The following is an 18,751-nucleotide window of genomic DNA, read 5'->3' as shown; positions in this document are numbered from 1 at the left end:
GGTGTAGGTTTTTGGCAGATGCTCAAAAAAAAATACTTATTCTTGCCCTCTTTGCAGGTCAGATCATGCTGGAAAACGGTGCTGAAACCTACCGGGTTGAGGATACAATTATCCGAATTTGCAAAGCCTATGGGGTCTCTCATGTGGAATCCTTTGTTACCCCGACCGGTATCTTCGTCTCTATTTCTTCAGATCAAAAAGAGGACCAGGTTATTACGATGGTTAAGCGTATTCGAACACGCTCTATTGATTTGAATAAGGTATCTATGGTAAATGACTTTTCAAGAACATTAACTCTGAATAGAATATCTTTTGAAGAAGGTATGTCTAGGCTTAAAGATATTAACCGAATACCCAAATACCCTCAATTTCTTAGGACATTTTGCGCAGGTATGGCTTCAGCTTTTTTTGGAATTTTGCTAGGTGCAAGCATAAAAGATTTTATTAGTTCTTTTCTCATTGCAATGATTGTCTATAATGGCGTTACGATGATTGGAAAAAAAAACTCCAATCTATTTCTGGAAAATGCCATAGGTGGAATTTTGGCTTCTCTGTTAGCTATTTTATCTGTCCAAATCAATTTAGGTACGAATTTGGATAAGATCATCATCAGCTCCATCATGATTCTTTTGCCTGGTGTTTCCATCACCAATGCAGTACGGGATTCTATAGCAGGGGACTTACTTTCAGGTATATCGAGAGCAGCAGAAGCTTTTATCATTGCTATATCTATTGCAGTGGGTGTTGGTATCGTCATTCATTTATGGTTTTATGGAATAGGGGTGAGTGCTTTATGATTCAACAGCTGATCTTTGCGGCTCTTTCTATTATAGGTTTCAGTGTGTTGTTTAATATACCCAAAAATGCCATCTATAAAACAGCCCTTTCAGGTGCCCTAGGCTGGATTACCTATGTTTATTTCAGTAATCAGCTGGGACAGTCGACAGTGATGTCTTCCTTTGTGGCAGCTGCTGTTGTGGCTCTATTAAGTGAATTTTTTGCAAGACGCTTCAAAGAAGCCGTAACGGTTTTCGTAATACCGGGCATTCTCCCCTTAGTTCCCGGCTCTGGTATGTACTATACGATGTTGGCTATTATTAAAAAGGATTTCAACCGTGCTGCCTTAATTAGCAGCGAAACCATGTTTATTGCGGGAAGCATCGCAGCCGCAATTTTTATCGTTTCTTCTGTTACAAGGCTATTCTTTGTAAAGAAAATATAAATAGAGGAGCCCAATGAAGATTACATAATATTATTATGTAATCTTCATTGGGCTATTTTACTCCATTTTTACTGTCTATTCATAATTCTTGTAATCTCAGGAATATACTTTCTATTGGCACGAAATCTCTTTTCGAACATGCGGATGATCATAAAAGATAGTGCCATGATCAAGAAGCCAATAAATGCAGCGTACAATTCCACATTGCCCCTATAACCCATCTGTTTGAGCAGATAACCGCTACCCCCTATACCTAACACCATAACGATGAGAGGAATAACATAGATGATAAAGGCAGCTCCTAGTACATCCTGGGTTTCCATATTTACTTCCACCATATCGCCGACTTCAGCACCCACTTCATTAATTGCGGCAATAGTCAAAGTCATATTTTCCTTCCCGTGCTGGCAAGCACCACAGTCTCCGCAAGCTGCATGCTTTGTCATCAGAATACGTGCTTTGTTTCCTTTTAAAGTTTCCAATACTTTTCCTACCTGATGCATTCTATTCACCTCTTTACGATATGGAATAATAATTATACACTCCCCTAAAAGATCAGCTCCTGCGGTTATTTATTTAATAAACTTCATAAATCAATGATGAATGATCCATTCCTATTTAGATTATACCACTTTTTTAGACTGAATAATAAACTTTCGTAGAAAAAGACTCCCTTTTCAGGAGCCTTATCTAGCTTACTCTACATAGATTACAGTTCTTACAGTTATCTAACTTCATTGCCAAGTCACTGCATGCTCTCTTAGAGAATACACAGGGAATATTCATGGTTTTTGATTGTTCTTTGATAATTTCACTTAAATTGTGTTCTATATAATCAACTAATACAATGACCATGTCTACATTTGCAGGTATTGATTTCTTCCGCATTCCTTTTTTTCTACCTGGCCAATGTATGTATTCCTGAATTCCCCTTTCGGTTAATACATCAGGTATATTTCCTAATTTATCTCCACCTACAATTAGAGCCGTCATTCTTCTCACTCCTTAATTGATATTGATTATCATTATTATATAATAGCATGGCTATTTTGTCAAATAATAAAAACAGAGTGCTTGGGCACTCTATTTTTTCTTTCTTTTCTTTATTCTTCCAGAGAAACTCTAATATGCAATTCTTTTAACTGTCTTTCGTCTACAATTGTAGGGTCCTCCGTCATAGGTGATGATGCATTTTGTGTTTTAGGGAATGCGATCACCTCACGAATGCTATCATTACCTGTCAACAGCATAACAAAGCGATCAAGTCCATAGGCAATTCCGCCATGGGGAGGTGTTCCGTACTTAAAAGCTTCTAAGAGGAATCCAAACTTATCCCATGCCTCTTCTTTACTAAAGCCCAATGCCTTAAACATTGTCTGCTGTAATTCACTGCGGTGAATTCTTATACTGCCCCCACCGATTTCAACACCATTGAGTACGATATCATAAGCTTTTGCACGGACTTTATCTGGGGCGGTCTCCAGCAGTTCTACATCTTCGTCCATTGGAGAGGTAAATGGATGATGTTTAGCCACATATCTGTTTTCTTCCTCATCATATTCGAATAGTGGGAACTCAGTAACCCATAATAGCTTATATTCGTTCTTATTTAGAAGTTTTAATTGTTTAGCCGCCTCAACACGAAGGTGTCCTAAAGCATCGAAAACAGTACTGGATTTGTCAGCAATAAATAGCAAAAGATCTCCTTCTTTTGCTTCGAATCTTTCCAGGATCATTTTCATTTCCGTTTCTGTTAGAAATTTAGCGATAGGAGATTGGATTCCTTCATGGGTCCACTTAATCCAGGCTAAACCCTTTGCACCATAGGTTTTTACATAGTCTTCCAGCTTAGTAATGTCTTTTCTGCTAAATTGTTCACCGTACCCGTCAATGTTAATTCCCCGTACATCGCCGCCGTTGTTTACGGCATCCTTGAAGACTTTAAAGCCACAGCCCTTGGCAATATCATTGATGGATTTTAGTTCAAAGCCAAATCGCAAATCTGGCTTGTCTGACCCGTAACGCTCCATGGCTTCTGCATAGGGCAGCCTCTGCAGCGGGAGCGGTATATCGATGTCCATCATTTCCTTAAAAATTCTTTGCAGCAGTCTTTCATTCATAGAGAGTACATCTTCTACTTCCACAAAAGACATTTCGATATCAATTTGGGTAAACTCCGGTTGTCTATCTGCTCTTAAATCCTCATCACGGAAGCAGCGTACGATCTGAAAATACCGGTCCATACCTGATACCATTAGAAGCTGTTTAAATAGCTGCGGTGATTGAGGTAAAGCATAAAACTTTCCTGGGTTTACCCTGCTGGGTACCAAGTAGTCCCTTGCACCCTCTGGCGTCGGTTTTGTCAGCATTGGTGTTTCAATTTCTGCGAATCCGTTTTCATCTAAATAATCTCTTACAATCTTTGCCATCTTATGTCGGAACATAAGATTACGTTGCATCCTTGGCTTTCTTAAATCTAAGTATCTATATTTTAATCTTAGATTCTCAGATACCTCATCGTTGTCATCAATGTAAATCGGCGGCGTCTGGGCTTCCGATAATATTTTTAATTCTTGGGCAAAAATTTCAATTTCTCCGGTGGGTATATTGGCATTGACGGATTGTCTTTTTCTTACAATTCCCCGAACAGCCAATACATATTCTCCTCTGATCTTTTCAGCTTTAATAAATGCTTCTTCAGATATATCCTTATCAAATATGATTTGTACAATTCCTGCCCGGTCTCTTAAATCTGCAAAAATTAGTCCGCCTAAATCACGTCTTTTTTGTACCCAGCCCATGACAATTACTTCTTCATCTACATTAGATAAACGGAGATTTCCGCACATGTGAGTTCTTTTCATACTCCCTAAAACTTCAGCCATAAAAAAGCCTCCTTTTATTTTAATCTATTTTTAAGCTCCTGGATTATATTGCTTAGTTTGATCTCTTCCTGGTTGCCAGAATCCATATTCTTTAGCTGTACAATATCTTTTTCTAACTCATCATCTCCAATGACAACAGTATAAGCAGCCTGCTGCTTATCTGCATATTTAAATTGAGCCTTAAGACTTCTGTTCATATGGTCCTTATCTGCAGAAATTCCTTCCAGCCTTAGTTTATGAAGTAGCCTAACGGCTTCTTTTGAGGGTCTTTCTCCAATGGCAGCTATAAATATATCCAATCCGGAGGGTTTTGGGATCTCTATCTGATTGTTTTGAAGGGTCAGCAGCAAGCGCTCAATACCCATACCAAAGCCTACACCCGGTGTAGCCGGTCCCCCTAGACAGCCAATCAAGCCATCATAGCGGCCACCGCCACAAACAGTACCCTGAGCCCCTATTTCCCTTGATACAATTTCAAAGGCTGTCTTTGTGTAATAATCCAATCCTCGAACAATGGTAGGATCCACTGTATAGGCAATCTCCATCAAGGTTAGATTCTCTTTTAGGCCTTCAAAATCGGTTTTACATTCTTCACATATATGATCCAGCATGTAGGGTACATCTTTGATCTCTTCCTTACATGAATCGGTTTTACAATCGATAATACGCATTGGGTTTCGATCGAAACGATCCTGACAGGTTTTGCACAACTTATCCAATTTACCACGAAGATATTCCTTAAGCTTCTCATTATACTTGTTTCTGCACTCAGGGCAGCCTACGCTGTTAATCCTGAGTTCAAGATTGGTAATACCCAGCTTTCTATAAAAGGCCATAGCGATACCGATGACCTCTGCATCTACAGAAGGGCTGGAAGTACCAAAGGCCTCAACGCCGAATTGATGGAAAGCTCTTAATCTGCCTGACTGAGGACGCTCATAACGAAAGCAGGGTGTTATGTAAAATAACTTCATGGGTTGTGGCTCCGCATAGAGCTTATTTTCAATAAAGGATCTCACCACCGGTGCTGTTCCCTCGGGCTTTAGAGTGATTTCCCTTCCACCATTATCTTTGAAAGAATACATTTCTTTTTGGACAATATCCGTTGTTTCTCCAACACCTCTGTGAAACAGTTCTGTATGTTCGAAAATCGGGGTTCTGATTTCCTTATATCCGAATTTTTCACAGATTTCTCTAAATAAACTTTCCACATAGTTCCATTTGTATGCTTCTGACGGCAATACATCTCTTGTTCCTCTTGGAGCCTGAATACTCATAATAACCCTCCCTAATCCAAAATAGATAAAACAAAAAACTTCAACATCCCTATTGTTGACAGGGACGAGAAGTTTTATATCCCGCGGTACCACCCTAATTGGAAAATCCCACTTTTACCTTTAACGCCGGTTTGCGTGCTATCCTACTATTGGTTCAGATAACCTACTCTAAGGTGTCTTCAATAGAGCCATCATTATTGGGCTTCCACCACTTCCCAACTCGCTGAAAACTAAGCTAAATCTACTCTTCCTTTTCATTGTATTTCTTACCTAATTTCCTTATATTATAATGTAGCTCATGCTATCTGTCAATATATGGCTTACAGAATCATTAATTCTCTTCTCTTTCTTTCAATCATTTCTTTGACTCTTTGGATATATTGATAGACATTTGTCAGGTTTGGCACCCTCTCCAGACGGTTTTCTTTTGGATATACAATCTTCGAAACAGCTCCTGCTCCCGCAGCCAGTATCGTTTGCCTTTCCTCCATGATTTGAATGTTGTAAATGCCCTCATGCCCTGGAAGACAGTAGCCTATGTTTTCTAAATTTCCGACCATAAATTTCTGCCGATATAAATAATAGGGTTTCATTCCCATTCTTTTGGTATAATCAACTGTTATTTTTAACATTTCCTTCGCCTGTTCTTCCATAACTAAGGGATAATCTTCCAGCTTTTCTTTTAGATTTGACGCCCGTTTGACGGCAAGGGTGTGTACAGTAATATTTTCAGGTAATAGTTCCGCCAGGGCCTTCATCGTATATTCGATCTCCTTGCATCCTTCACCGGGCAAACCTACAATCACATCCATATTAATGGTTTCGAAGCCAATTTCCTTAGCCAATTGAAAAGCCTCTACTATTTGGCGGGGAGAATGGGCCCTGCCGATACGTTCTAGGGTTTGGGAATTCATCGTTTGCGGATTTATACTAATTCGATTTACACCATAGTTTTTTAAAATCTTCAGCTTTTCCCGATCAATAGTATCAGGTCTGCCAGCCTCTACAGTAATCTCTTTTAAGTCGGAAAGTACAATATTCTCGTTCAAAGTTAACATAAGTTTTTTTATGTTGACTGTATCCAGTGATGTTGGTGTACCTCCTCCAATGTAGAGGGTCTCAATTTTATGCCCTAATTCATTCATTAAAGCAATGGTTCCCTTTATTTCATATATCAAAGCATCTAAATATTGATCAACAATTCCCTGCCCACGGTTCAATGGATTAGATGGAAAAGAACAAAATAGGCATCGGGTTGGACAGAAGGGAATACTTACATAGAGGCTCACCAGGCTTTTATTGTTATTGGCGATAAAGGGTCTCTCCGTAACAGCAATATCCATTAGCAGCTTGCGCTTTTCCTCATTAATTCTATACTTGTTTTCCATTATGGAATCAATCTCAGGGAGTGCATAATTTTGATCCAGCAGCTCATGAACAATTTTTGTAGGCCTGATCCCGGTTAATATCCCCCAATCGGGAAACTTTTGCAGTGCTTTGCTGATTACTTCATAAATGCTTAATTTTATTGTTCTTTTCACTTCTTTTACCAGGTTCATTTGATCAAAGTCAGATTTTTCAATAGCAATGTGATACTGAAACAGTAGTTCTTTTTCTCTTGTTATTGCAGACTGAATTTCTATGTGGTCTTCTTTCTCGATTAATTTGTTTACCAACAAAAAGCTTTGGTGGTCTACCAAAGCTTCATCGTCAATAAAATAAATATTTTCAGTCTTTATAAATATCTTTAACAGCTCTAATACTTCATACTGATAGTTGTGACCTTGCAATAATACCTTTATCATTTCATCACCCTATATTAATAACGGATTGTGATTTCATCCTTTAGTTTCCTTACATAATTTCCACTGATTCCAAGTTCTTTTGCAATTTCTTCATCCCCTAGTCCCGATTGAACCATATCAATGAAGTCATGAAAATCAATATCTGTAAATTGGCTCATATTTTTTCTGCCTAGATAATAACCAATCTTCTTTTCCATATTAAATCAGCCCTCCTACAAAATGTATCTTCTGTTATTTTGACCACTTTCATAGAGGGCTATGCATTTTCTACTGATTCACAAATGGATTTGTAAGTTTTTCAATACTTATGGTCGAAGCAGGACCATGGCCCGGCATTACTTTTGTTTCATCGGGCAAAGTAAATAGCTTTAGTAAAATTGACTGAATAATGCTTTTAAATGAACCGCCTTCTAAGTCGGTTCTTCCAATAGAGTTGGCAAAAAGTGTGTCCCCGGTAAATACTACATCCTCTACAAAGACGCATATACTTCCTAAGGTATGTCCTGGTGTATGGAGAATTTTCAACTTTAGTTTTCCCAGCTCAATGATCTCTTGGTCCTCTAGCAGCCTGTCTGCTTCTACTTCAATTTTAGGCCCGCTCATAAAGCTTGATAAGTTTTTATCAGCATCTGACAAAAGATAAGCATCTTCTCTATGAATATAAACCGGTACCTTTTTTAATGAAAGGATATCAGCAACTCCCCCAATATGATCTCCATGTCCGTGGGTTAATAATATAAAGGAAAGCTCAAGCTGCTGATTTTCAATAAACTTCAGAATATCTTTCGCATCGCCGCCTGGATCAATGATCGCAGCTTTACCGGTTTCTTCGCAGGTTATCACATAACAATTGGCGGCATAGACTCCCGCCGGTATCCGTTCTATTAACAATACTATCCCTCCTAAAAATTTCTATGGCTGTCTACCAGCATGGTTACCGGACCATCATTACACAAGCTTACCTCCATATGTGCCTGGAAAACTCCTGTTTCCACCCTCAGACCTTTCGATCTGCATTGCTCGACAAAACACATATACAAGTGATTAGCTTGTTCAGGTCTGGCAGCAGTACTGAAGCTGGGTCTTCTTCCTTTACGGCAATCCCCAAGCAGTGTAAACTGCGAAACAACCAATAACTCCCCCTGAATATCTAATAAAGATAAATTCATCTTATCATTTTCATCTTCAAAAATTCGCAGGTTGATAATTTTTTCAACCATATATTCAACATCCTTTAGATCATCAGATTCCTCAACTCCAAGGAGTACCAAGAAACCTTTTTGGATCTCTCCAACCCGCTGTCCTTCAACGACAACTGCAGCCTCACTAACTCTCTGTACAACTGCCCGCATTCTATTCCTCCTTGTCTTGCTTAGGAAGTGACTCTATATACATCCATTACTCCCTGCATCGTCTTGATCTTGTTCATTAGTCTATCTAACTGTGCAATATTCGTTATCTCGATAGTCAGATTAATGATTGCAATTCTTTCCTTATTTGTTCTTGCATTGATCGCTGTAACCGTAAGCTTTGTCTCAGAAAGTACATTCGTTATTTCAGACAATAGGCCTTTTCGATCTGCCGCAATGATTTGGATTTCTGTTTGATAGGTGATTTGACGGCCTTCATCCCACTCAACTTCAATGAAACGGTCTTGAGATTCATAATCATCTGCTATATTGGGACAGTCTTTTCTGTGGATGGAAACACCCCGGCCTCTCGTAATAAAACCAATAATTTCATCCCCTGGTACTGGGTTGCAGCATTTTGAAAAGCGTACAAGTATGTTATCTATACCCTTTACCGTAACTCCTTGGTTCCCTTTATTTTCCTGACGAGGCTTATATTGCTTATTATGAGAAGTAACAATGTCTTCCGTTGATCGCTCTTCTTTTTGTGCCAGCTTATACATTTCTTTTAATTTAGGTATAACCTGGTTCATCATAATTCCACCGTAACCGATGGCAGCATAGAGATCATCTATAGTATTTAAATTGAATTTCTTCGCTAATTGACTAAGCCATTGGGGCTTTAATAATGCCTGACCTTCATAGCCGCTTCTGCGCACTTCTTTTTCAAGCATCTCCTTCCCCTTTTCAGTATTCTCTTCTTTTCTTTCTTTTTTAAACCACTGGCGAATCCTGTTTTTCGCCTGTGTACTTTTTACAAACTTTAACCAATCCCTGCTTGGGCCGTTACTATGACTAGAAGTTAGTATTTCGACAATATTCCCGTTTTTTAGCTTATAATCTATCGGAACGATTCGCCCATCAACCTTCGCACCTATACAGCTGTTGCCTATAGCCGAATGTATCTTATAGGCAAAATCAACTGGTGTAGATCCTGCCGGCAGGTCTACAACATCACCCTTCGGTGTGAATACAAATACCTCATTGGTAAACAAATCTATTTTTAAGGATTCCATAAACTCCCTAGGATCGCTGAGATCCCTTTGCCATTCTAAAAGCTGACGCAGCCAATTGAGTTTATCATCCATATCCTCTTCAGCACTTCGACCCTCTTTATACTTCCAGTGAGCTGCAATTCCGTATTCAGCAATACGATGCATATCTCTCGTTCGAATTTGTATTTCAAAGGGTTCTCCCATTGGGCCAATCACTGTAGTCAAAGATTGATACATATTGGGTTTCGGCATGGCAATATAGTCTTTAAATCTGCCAGGAATCGGCTTCCACATCGTATGGACGATACCCAATACACCATAGCAATCTTTTATACTGTCTACAATAATTCGTATAGCCGTTAAGTCAAATATCTCTTCAAAGGACTTATGCTGGTAAACCATTTTCCTGTAAATACTATAAAAATGCTTAGGGCGGCCGCTAAGTTCAAATTCAATATTTACATTATTCAATGCTTCCTTCAGCTGCTTAATGACTTGATTAATATAGTCCTCCCGCTCCCGTCTCTTTTTAGCGACCTTTTCAACCAGTTCGTAATATCCATCAGGGTCAATATAGCGAAGGGATAGGTCTTCTAATTCCCATTTTATTTTGGATATACCTAAACGATGGGCTATAGGCGCATAGATTTCAATGGTTTCCATGGCCTTTTCTTTTTTCTTATTTTCATTCATATATTTAAGGGTTCTCATGTTATGGAGCCGGTCTGCAAGCTTAATGATAATGACCCGTATATCTTTAGCCATAGCTATAAACATTTTTCTGAGGCTCTCTGCCTGTCTTTCTTCTTTTGTTTCATAAGTAAAGTTACCTAATTTGGTAACCCCTTCCACAAGAACAGCTACTTCCTCGCTAAATTCTTTCTTAATTTGCTCATAGCTATACTTCGTATCTTCAATTACATCATGAAGTAAGCCTGCCACAATGGTAGAATCATCCATTTCAAGCTCAGCAAGAATCCTTGCCACCTCAACAGGGTGAACAAAGTACTTTTCACCAGATTTTCGAACCTGGCCTTCATGTGCAGCTTCAGCAAAATTGTATGCCTTTATGATTAGACTCAAATCGCTGTTTGGATTATATTGTTGTATTTGCGCCAGCAAGTTCTCTAACATATTATCACCCTATTATTACTTCTTGATGTAAGATTATAAAGCATCAAAAATTAAAAAAATATTAAATATATTATATAACAAAAGAATTAAAAAAAACAGTATACAATGCACATATTTGTCAAAATAGAAAGAACAAGTGGTTGGATATCCAACCACTTTAGTATTTTACCAAGGATCTAACATCATATCCTTCCAGACGTTTTCGTCCTTCTAAATAGGTTAACTCAATCAGGAAAACAATACCAACTACTACACCACCCAATTCCTCAATTAATTTAATGGTGGAGTAAATTGTACCGCCAGTTGCAAGCAGATCATCAGCAATAATGACTTTTTGACCTGGCTTTATAGCATCTTTATGTATTTCTAAAACATCACTGCCATACTCAAGCTTATATTCATAACGAAGGGTCTCTCCTGGCAGCTTATTTGGCTTTCTTACAGGAACAAAGCCTTTTTTAAGTGCATAAGCCAGCGGAGTTCCTACAATGAAACCTCTTGACTCTGGGCCAATCACTAAATCAAAATCCTTGTCTTCCACTTCTTTTACAAACTGATCTATGGTATAACGAAAAGTTTCTCCATCCTTGAGTAAGGTAGTAATATCCTTGAATCGGATTCCCTTCTCCGGAAAATCTGGTATTACCCTAATTTTTTCTTTTAAGTCCATTTTTATTTCCCTCCATATTCAATCTTCATTGTCAAAGATAATGGGTTTTGCCTTTGCTATATAAAATCAACCACAGGATAACATTCCCATAATAAAATACGCACTATTCATTATATGCTATATTTAAGTTGTATTCAATAGGCTAATCCAAGTTATGGGCTTGATTTAGAGCAGAGTTTTTAACTGCTTCACTAGTATCTATTCTTCAAGCTTTTCAATAATCCTTCATTGTGATGGGATTAATTCTTTTTGATTTTTCGTCGATATTTATCAACAAAAAATAGAGCAAATAGAAATAGCGCCGCTAAATACCCAACAAGCCCTAGTTGTTTTATTTGAATCATATCTTGAAAGTCACCACTGTTCGCTATAAGCTGAGAGGAAGACAGCATTAAAGCGGCTATGAGCAAGCTGGCGGAGAGTCTGTTTCCAATCTCTCTTACAGTTTGTGCAAGCTTTTGTACTTCCATCTGTTCCAAGATCACCCGAATTTCATTCTTTTCTATTTTGTGTAATAGATTTTTCAAATGTCTGGGGAAACCTCTAAAAGATGTAAATAAATTATCTGCATAATCCATTCCCTCATGGAGGATGCGTCTAGGGTTCAGCCGGTAGGCTGTAATCTCTCCAATAAACTGTCCGGCCATATCTGAGACGCTAAAATCCGGATTGAGCATTTTCACACAGCCCTCTAAAGTAATCACCGCCTTCGCCAGTATGGTAAATTGCAGAGGCAGTTTGACATGATTATGGTATGCAATTTTCATAAGAGCCGATACTGCTTCACTCATATTCAGTCGCTTTAGCGGTGTATTATAATAGAAATTCAGCACGAAGGATATATCTTCTTTTAATCTGCGGATGCTCGTATCTTCACTGAGTGCATCTATCTCGATCAAAAGATTGACTATTTTATCTATATCTCTCTTGGCTCCAGCTATAAATAAATCTGCAATAAAACTCATTGTTTCCTTATCCAAATAGCCTACTATGCCGAAGTCTATAAAAGAAATCTTCTTTTCATTTATGACAAATATGTTCCCCGGATGGGGGTCACCATGGAATAATCCGTGTATAAAGACCTGCTTCATAAAAGAAGTTGCAATTAAATCTCCAATTACTTTTATATCCCAGCCCTTCATTTTTAACGTCTCAATATCAGCTACTTTTACTCCCTCGATTCTCTCTAAGGTTAAAATCGTTTTCGATGTAAATTCCCAATAAACTTTGGGAATCATTACACCAGGATGCTCTTTGAAGTTATCCCTGAATTTTTCTGTATTTCTTGCCTCTATCGTATAATCCAGCTCCCGATGGATAGAGTTTGAAAATTCGTCTACAACCTCTGCTACCTTAAAAGGCATTTCACCAGGATAAAAATCATCAAATAGAGAAGCCATCTGTGATAAAATTTCTATATCTCTTGAAACAACGCCCTTAATATTCGGTCTCTGAATTTTTAACACCACATCCTCACCGGAATGAAGCTTCGCACAATGCACCTGTCCAATAGATGCTGCCGCAGTCGGTTTGGAGGAAAAATATTTAAAATCCTCATCTATATGCAAGCCTAAGCTTTCTCTGAGCGCATCTTCAACCAACGATAAAGGGAATTGGGAAGCACGATCCTGCAGTTTGGAAAGTTCAAAAATGACTTCCTCCGATACAATGTCAGGTCTGGTGCTCAGGATCTGCCCTAATTTTATAAAGGTTGGACCAAGCTCTTCTAAAGCCATTCTGAGTCTTTCTCCCGCTGTAAGAGAAGTATTCATAATTCTTCTTACAGCAATCCATCTTGGTACATTACCCTTATGGTATAGCCTTTCTACGAAATAACCAAATCCATATTTGATCAGAATATCCACTATTTGTTTGTATCGTTTCAAATGACCATAACCTAGGCTAATTTTTCTTTTCAATATAACCACTCACTCTTCAATAAAAATGGTAATACCATCGATAGAGATAGTATTACCATTATCTTACATGAATTATAAACATGAAAGCTGTTATTTAAGCAGCGTTATATCGTTTATTCTTTTTCTCCCAGTTTTTCCAAAGTGTCCAAACAGGACTAGCAATAAAAATAGAAGAATAGGTTCCTGTTGCAATACCAGCGATGAGGGGTAGAGCGAATTGTCGAATAGCATCTACACCTAATACATATAACATAATAATTGACAACAACGTTGTAAACGAAGTATTAATAGAACGGGCAATGGTCTGATTTATACTTGTATCAGCGATTTCCTCATAAGATGCTTTTTTCATAAACTTTACATTTTCCCGAATTCTATCAAAAACAACGATTGTATCGTTAATAGAATATCCTACAATGGTTAAGATTGCAGCTACAAAAGAGCTGTTTACCGGAATCCTGAAAATCGCGTATACTGCCAGCACCACAAATATATCGTGAAGCAATGCGATAATGGCTGCAATACCAAATTTAAATTCAAAACGAAAGGTGATATAAGCCAGCATACCTAATGCTGCAATGGCAATAGACAATAATGCCCTGTTTCGAATCTCTTCACCAATGGCTGGTCCAAATTGCTCAGCCTGCAGGAAATCCTCATCGGTTAGATTATATCTTTCTTTAAAGGCACTGAAGATTTCTTGCCTTTGATCATTATTCAGATCTGCTTTCGTTTTGATAATGACTTCCTGTTTGTCTTGACCTGCATGAATAATATCTGCATCCAGTGCAAATTCTGAAATAATATCTTTGATTTCATTAACCTTTACTTCTTTTCCAAGATTAAACTGCATCATCGTTCCACCGGTAAAATCTATTCCCATATTCAGACCGTTAATCATTCCCATTATTAAACCAATTACAATAATGGCAATAGAAAGACCGAACCATATCTTGGTCTTATTCATAATCATCATGTGCTACCGCTCCTTTCTATGCCCCATACAATTTCGTATTTTTAAAGATATTAATATTGATAAACAGTTTCAATAGCATTTTAGTAATCACTACTGCCGTAAACATACTCACACCAATACCAATCATTAAAGTTACAGCGAAACCTCTAATTGGGCCAGAACCAAACTGAAATAACACAATACCGGCAATAACCGTTGTAATATTAGCATCAAGTATTGTAGTCAATGCTCTTGCGAACCCTGAGTCTACAGCTGCTCTCAAGGATTTACCGTTTCTTAGTTCTTCTTTTAATCTTTCAAATATAATTACATTGGCGTCTACTGCCATACCTATAGACAAAATCAAACCGGCTACGCCTGGCAGTGTTAGGGTCGCACCAAAACCAATGAACACATATAAAACGATTAAAATATATAACATCAAAGCGATACTTGCAATTAAGCCTGGTACTCTGTAATAGACGATCATAAAGAGCAGAACTAAGGCGATACCTATTTTAGCCGCATCGATACTCTTATTTAGTGAATCCAGACCTAAGGTTGGACCGATGGCAGAGGTTTGAACCTCTGTCAGGTTAACAGGCAGTGCTCCTCCTCGGATCAAAGCAGCCAAATTAGAAGCCTCATCTATGGTAAAATTACCCGTAATAACTGCTCTTCCATTTGGAATTTCCTCTCTAACCTCAGGAGCTGAAATAATTTGATCGTCAAGTATAATGGCAATAATTCTTTCATTGAGAGCAGCTGCAGCTGATACCTCTTTTGTAGCTGCCTGGAATGCTCTAGCACCCTCACTATTGAATTCTAGGGATACAGATGGAACATTGCCTTTATTGCTTTCAAACACAACTTCTGCATTCTTAACTTGATTTCCGCTAAGAATGACTTCTCCATTTGGTTTCACAAATTGGAGCTGCGCAGTTTTTCCTATCATATCAATGGCTTCCTGTGCATTTTTTGCACCTGGGAGCTCAACTCTGATTCTTTTATCGCCTTCACGCACTATATTAGGTTCTGTAAGACCCATGGCGTTTACTCTTCGTTCAATAACCCCCTGAGTTTGTCCCATAATTCGATTGAGTTCATCCCCAGTTGCATCAGTTTCTGCCTCCAGAACGACAAAAACGCCGCCTTTAAGATCAAGTCCCAGTTTCATCATATCTCGCACAGGACTGATTTCGGTTTCTCCAATCTGAATTCCTTTAATTCCCACAAAGGCCCCAGCGCCGATAATTGCTACAATGAGTAAAAGAATAATTGCGTTTTTTATCTTCATTGCTTCTTACCCCTCCTTATTCTTTTCATAAGGCTATTATACCTTTAGCTGTAAAGTGCGTCAATCAAATATATATTCCAATATATATAAACAGGCATGAAAATACAATATATCCTATTTTCTATGATTGTTGGCCATTTCTACATAATTTAGCGCAGAGCTCTCAAGCTGCTTTCGGTCTTCCTCCGTCAGTTCTCTTACTATCTTCGCAGGAGATCCCATAACCAGAGAATTGGATGGAATCTTCTTACCGGGAGGTACTAAGGAGCCTGAACCAATAATTACATGATCTCCTATTTCTGCTCCATCCAGTACGATGGCTCCCATTCCTACCAGGACATAATTGCCAATATGGCAGGCATGGATTATTGCATTATGACCAACAGTTACATAATCCCCGATAACCGTTGGCATATTTTTATTAATGTGTACCGTGCAGTTATCCTGGATATTTGTGTTTTCTCCTATCGTAATGTGGTTGTCGTCCCCACGAATGACAGTCCCGTACCACACATTTGCATTCTTTTTCATCTTAACTCTACCGATCACTGTTGCATTTTCAGAAATATAACAGCTCTCATCTATATCAGGCTTAATTCCCTTATATTCCAAAATCATTTTAGTTTTCCTCCTCCGTTAATAATTTCGCCTGGATCATGAGGGCACACTCTATTCTCTTCTTTTCCATCTCGCATCCGATTTCATAAGGCCGATTCACATCTTGATAGAAATTATAGGCATTGGCATGGCAGCCTCCGCTGCAATAGAATTTTGCCCAGCATTCTCGACATTGGGGCTTATTGTAAACATGGGCATTTCCAAATTCTCTTTGTATTTCATTGCTAAATTGATTTTCTAATAAGTTACCCATCTTAAACCGTTCGTTGCCTACAAATTGGTGACAGGGATAAATATCCCCCTCCGGTGTAATGGCTAGATACTCTGAACCTGCACCACAGCCGGAAACCCGTTTAATCACACAAGGACCTTGGTTGAGATCAATCATAAAGTGGAAGAAGCTAAACCCGTTATTATTCTTCTTTCTCTTCACATACTCTTTGGCAAGTGCTTCATACTGAGCAAAAATTTCCGGCAAGTCCTCATGTCGAATAGCATAAGGTTTGTCTGCTTCTGCAACCACAGGCTCTACAGAGGTATTTAGGAAGCCCAAATCGGCCAAATGGAGTACATCCTTTGCAAAATCCAGATGCTCTCTTGTGAACGTTCCTCTCACATAATAGTTTTTCCCTGCTCTCATCGATGCCATTTTCTGAAGCTTTGGAAGAATGATCTCATAGGTTCCTTCTCCCTTTAGGGTTTTTCTCATATTATCATTAACTTCTTTTCTGCCGTCTATGCTCAATACCACATTTTCCATGTGCTCATTGATATAAGCCATATTTTCCTCATTCAACAACACACCGTTAGTAGTTATTGTGAATCTAAATCGTTTATTGGCAGACTCTTCTCTGCTCTTCCCATAATCTACAATCTTTTTTACGACCTCCATATTCATCAGGGGTTCTCCCCCAAAGAAATCTATTTCTAGATTTCTTCTATTGCCAGAATGCTCTATCAAAAAATCTATGGCTTCCATTCCTACCCTTTCAGTCATCAGGCTTCTTGTACCCTTAAAATCACCCTGGGATGCAAAACAATATTTGCAGCTTATGTTGCAATCGTGGGCAATATGCAGACAAAGAGCCTTTACTACTGGATTTCTATTCTGAAAGGATGGATGCGATTCATAGGAATCCTGAGTGAACAGTAACCCGGCAGTTTCTAAGGCTTTTATTTCTTCAAAAGCATCAATGATTTCCTCCGGCTTGTATTGATCCTTAAAAATCTTCAGCAATGCGTCCAGACTTTCTCTTTCATAGTAATCTAAAAGCTTGTATACGATCTCGTCAATAATATGGACTGCACCACTATTTACATCCAATAAAATTCTTGTGCCATCCAATTCAAATTTATGAATCATTGAGAACCTCCTTTTTATTTACAGCAACTTTCCTATTTATTAAGCCTTTTTACAAGGTCATAAATCCATCAAATTATGAATAAATACGCTAAAAAGCAGTAATATATTCATATTACTGCTTTTTTATGTATTATTTATTTTCGCATTCTTGATTTGCTACTGTACATGATGTTTTGCATGCAGATTGGCATGAAGTTTGACACTCTCCACATCCACCCTTTGCAGCACTATCCTTTAGTGTTGCATTCGTTAATGTTTTTATGTGTTTCATATACTACTACCTCCTCTAAGTTTCATTCAATGTAAATTATACCATAAACCTTTTTTTTGTAAAAGCTTTATTTCATATTTACGCCTATCATCCCTCCTATACCGCCAGAGATAACAGCTATTATCGTTCTATAAAGAGTCCACCGGTCTATGGAAAATCCATCTACGAAAATCCAACTCATCATAAACAACAACAAGATATAAACCAGCCCTGTTAAAGCCCCGTTTAGCCAGCCTTTTCTTTTTAACTTCGTACCTGTGTAGATACCGCTTATGGTAATGCTTAAAATAAGGATCACTGAAGTGAAAATTGGCAGGATAGATTCAGAAATATTGGTATAGGTTATCATTAATGCCATCACTAAAAATATCACAAGGGAAAAGAGATAAGCAGCAATAATTCCCTTGAAATATACCCATATTTGATTCGTCCAACCTGTCTCAGCTGCTTTGTTCGATTTCATTTTATTCACCTCGCACAAACATTCTTTATAGCATATTTATGCGGCGAATAGTGATTTATTACTGTATCCTGTTTTATTTAAGCGGTTTCAATCCAGTATGAAAGGGGACGTGCAATCACATCCCCTTTTATGTACAGATTATTCTACAGTTTCATTCTTATTTAAATTACCTACTGCCCATCTTGCTATTTGCAGTTTTGTTTTATCAGCACCTACTTCAATGGTTAATACATCATCCTTGATTTTAGTAATTTTTCCATGGATTCCGCCGATGGTAACAATATTGTCACCTACTTTTAAACTGTTTCTCATTTCCTTAACTTGTTTATCCCGTTTTTGTTGCGGACGAATAATTAAGAAATAAAATATACCAATAAAAATGGCTGTCATGATGATTGGTGAATAGGCACCTGGATTCATTTTAAATTCCCCCTCTCATTTTTTCTTGATATATATTCAACATAAAAT

At 38.1% G+C, this 18,751-nt stretch carries 20 protein-coding genes and 1 other annotated feature; of the genes, 2 read left to right on the top strand and 18 right to left on the bottom strand.

Translation table 11 applies throughout. The features are described 5' to 3' along the window. The first annotated feature begins 11 nt into the window (after positions 1-11). Entirely contained in the window at positions 12-797 is a 786-nt protein-coding gene (locus BUB56_RS00255) for a threonine/serine exporter family protein (RefSeq protein ID WP_242946177.1), read from the top strand. Further along, positions 794-1,222, top strand: a complete 429-nt coding sequence (locus tag BUB56_RS00250) for a threonine/serine exporter family protein (protein WP_242946176.1) — start codon at positions 794-796, stop codon at positions 1,220-1,222. The genes BUB56_RS00255 and BUB56_RS00250 overlap by 4 nt, the downstream gene beginning before the upstream one ends. 68 nt (positions 1,223-1,290) lie before the next feature. On the opposite strand, the gene BUB56_RS00245 is transcribed toward BUB56_RS00250, so the two are convergent. The 18 genes from BUB56_RS00245 to yajC form a co-directional block, all read right to left on the bottom strand. Beyond that, positions 1,291-1,725: a SoxR reducing system RseC family protein gene (locus BUB56_RS00245; protein ID WP_110939369.1), complete on the bottom strand. Its 435-nt coding sequence runs from the start codon at positions 1,723-1,725 to the stop codon at positions 1,291-1,293. Between the two features lie 187 nt (positions 1,726-1,912). Continuing rightward, a complete protein-coding gene (locus BUB56_RS00240; RefSeq protein WP_110939368.1) occupies positions 1,913-2,215 on the bottom strand; it encodes a DUF2325 domain-containing protein in 303 nt (100 codons plus the stop codon). Between the two features lie 110 nt (positions 2,216-2,325). Then, entirely contained in the window at positions 2,326-4,107 is a 1,782-nt protein-coding gene (gene aspS / locus BUB56_RS00235) for an aspartate--tRNA ligase (RefSeq protein WP_110939367.1), read from the bottom strand. A gap of 14 nt (positions 4,108-4,121) precedes the next feature. Beyond that, a complete protein-coding gene (gene hisS / locus BUB56_RS00230; protein WP_110939366.1) occupies positions 4,122-5,384 on the bottom strand; it encodes a histidine--tRNA ligase in 1,263 nt (420 codons plus the stop codon). A 57-nt stretch (positions 5,385-5,441) separates the two neighbouring features. After that, positions 5,442-5,651: a binding site (T-box leader), on the bottom strand. Between the two features lie 53 nt (positions 5,652-5,704). Continuing rightward, entirely contained in the window at positions 5,705-7,189 is a 1,485-nt protein-coding gene (gene hemZ / locus BUB56_RS00225; RefSeq protein ID WP_110939365.1) for a coproporphyrinogen dehydrogenase HemZ, read from the bottom strand. A 14-nt stretch (positions 7,190-7,203) separates the two neighbouring features. Then, complete coding sequence (locus BUB56_RS00220; RefSeq protein ID WP_110939364.1) at positions 7,204-7,386, bottom strand: hypothetical protein; 183 nt, start codon at positions 7,384-7,386, stop codon at positions 7,204-7,206. A 70-nt stretch (positions 7,387-7,456) separates the two neighbouring features. Then, a complete protein-coding gene (locus tag BUB56_RS00215) occupies positions 7,457-8,080 on the bottom strand; it encodes an MBL fold metallo-hydrolase (RefSeq protein WP_110939363.1) in 624 nt (207 codons plus the stop codon). Positions 8,081-8,091: 11 nt separating this feature from the next. Beyond that, positions 8,092-8,541 (bottom strand): D-aminoacyl-tRNA deacylase, encoded by a 450-nt coding sequence (gene dtd, locus BUB56_RS00210; protein WP_110939362.1) that lies wholly within the window; start codon positions 8,539-8,541, stop codon positions 8,092-8,094. 20 nt (positions 8,542-8,561) lie between these two features. Continuing rightward, the gene (locus BUB56_RS00205; protein ID WP_110939361.1) at positions 8,562-10,727 is read right to left on the bottom strand and encodes a RelA/SpoT family protein; all 2,166 of its coding nucleotides are present in this window, start codon (positions 10,725-10,727) and stop codon (positions 8,562-8,564) included. A 157-nt stretch (positions 10,728-10,884) separates the two neighbouring features. Further along, positions 10,885-11,397, bottom strand: a complete 513-nt coding sequence (locus BUB56_RS00200) for an adenine phosphoribosyltransferase (RefSeq protein WP_110939360.1) — start codon at positions 11,395-11,397, stop codon at positions 10,885-10,887. 239 nt (positions 11,398-11,636) lie between these two features. Then, positions 11,637-13,316: an ABC1 kinase family protein gene (locus BUB56_RS00195; protein ID WP_110939359.1), complete on the bottom strand. Its 1,680-nt coding sequence runs from the start codon at positions 13,314-13,316 to the stop codon at positions 11,637-11,639. 94 nt (positions 13,317-13,410) lie between these two features. After that, complete coding sequence (gene secF, locus BUB56_RS19745) at positions 13,411-14,292, bottom strand: protein translocase subunit SecF (protein WP_190013993.1); 882 nt, start codon at positions 14,290-14,292, stop codon at positions 13,411-13,413. A 16-nt stretch (positions 14,293-14,308) separates the two neighbouring features. Then, entirely contained in the window at positions 14,309-15,568 is a 1,260-nt protein-coding gene (gene secD / locus BUB56_RS19740) for a protein translocase subunit SecD (RefSeq protein ID WP_190013991.1), read from the bottom strand. 114 nt (positions 15,569-15,682) lie between these two features. Then, a complete protein-coding gene (locus BUB56_RS00185; protein WP_110939358.1) occupies positions 15,683-16,186 on the bottom strand; it encodes a gamma carbonic anhydrase family protein in 504 nt (167 codons plus the stop codon). A gap of 1 nt (position 16,187) precedes the next feature. Continuing rightward, positions 16,188-17,549, bottom strand: coding sequence for a thioether cross-link-forming SCIFF peptide maturase (gene scfB / locus BUB56_RS00180; RefSeq protein ID WP_110939357.1), 1,362 nt, complete (start codon positions 17,547-17,549; stop codon positions 16,188-16,190). Positions 17,550-17,679: 130 nt separating this feature from the next. After that, complete coding sequence (gene scfA / locus BUB56_RS00175; RefSeq protein ID WP_069981128.1) at positions 17,680-17,820, bottom strand: six-cysteine ranthipeptide SCIFF; 141 nt, start codon at positions 17,818-17,820, stop codon at positions 17,680-17,682. A gap of 67 nt (positions 17,821-17,887) precedes the next feature. Further along, the gene (locus tag BUB56_RS00170; protein ID WP_110939356.1) at positions 17,888-18,283 is read right to left on the bottom strand and encodes a TIGR04086 family membrane protein; all 396 of its coding nucleotides are present in this window, start codon (positions 18,281-18,283) and stop codon (positions 17,888-17,890) included. A 138-nt stretch (positions 18,284-18,421) separates the two neighbouring features. Further along, the gene (yajC, locus tag BUB56_RS00165; RefSeq protein ID WP_110939355.1) at positions 18,422-18,703 is read right to left on the bottom strand and encodes a preprotein translocase subunit YajC; all 282 of its coding nucleotides are present in this window, start codon (positions 18,701-18,703) and stop codon (positions 18,422-18,424) included. Between the last annotated feature and the right edge of the window lie 48 nt (positions 18,704-18,751).

Source organism: Geosporobacter subterraneus DSM 17957 (assembly GCF_900142145.1).
GTDB lineage: Bacteria > Bacillota > Clostridia > Peptostreptococcales > Thermotaleaceae > Geosporobacter > Geosporobacter subterraneus.
The sequence above is the reverse complement of the archived record's forward strand: the minus strand, read 5'-3'. Positions and strand labels throughout refer to the sequence as shown.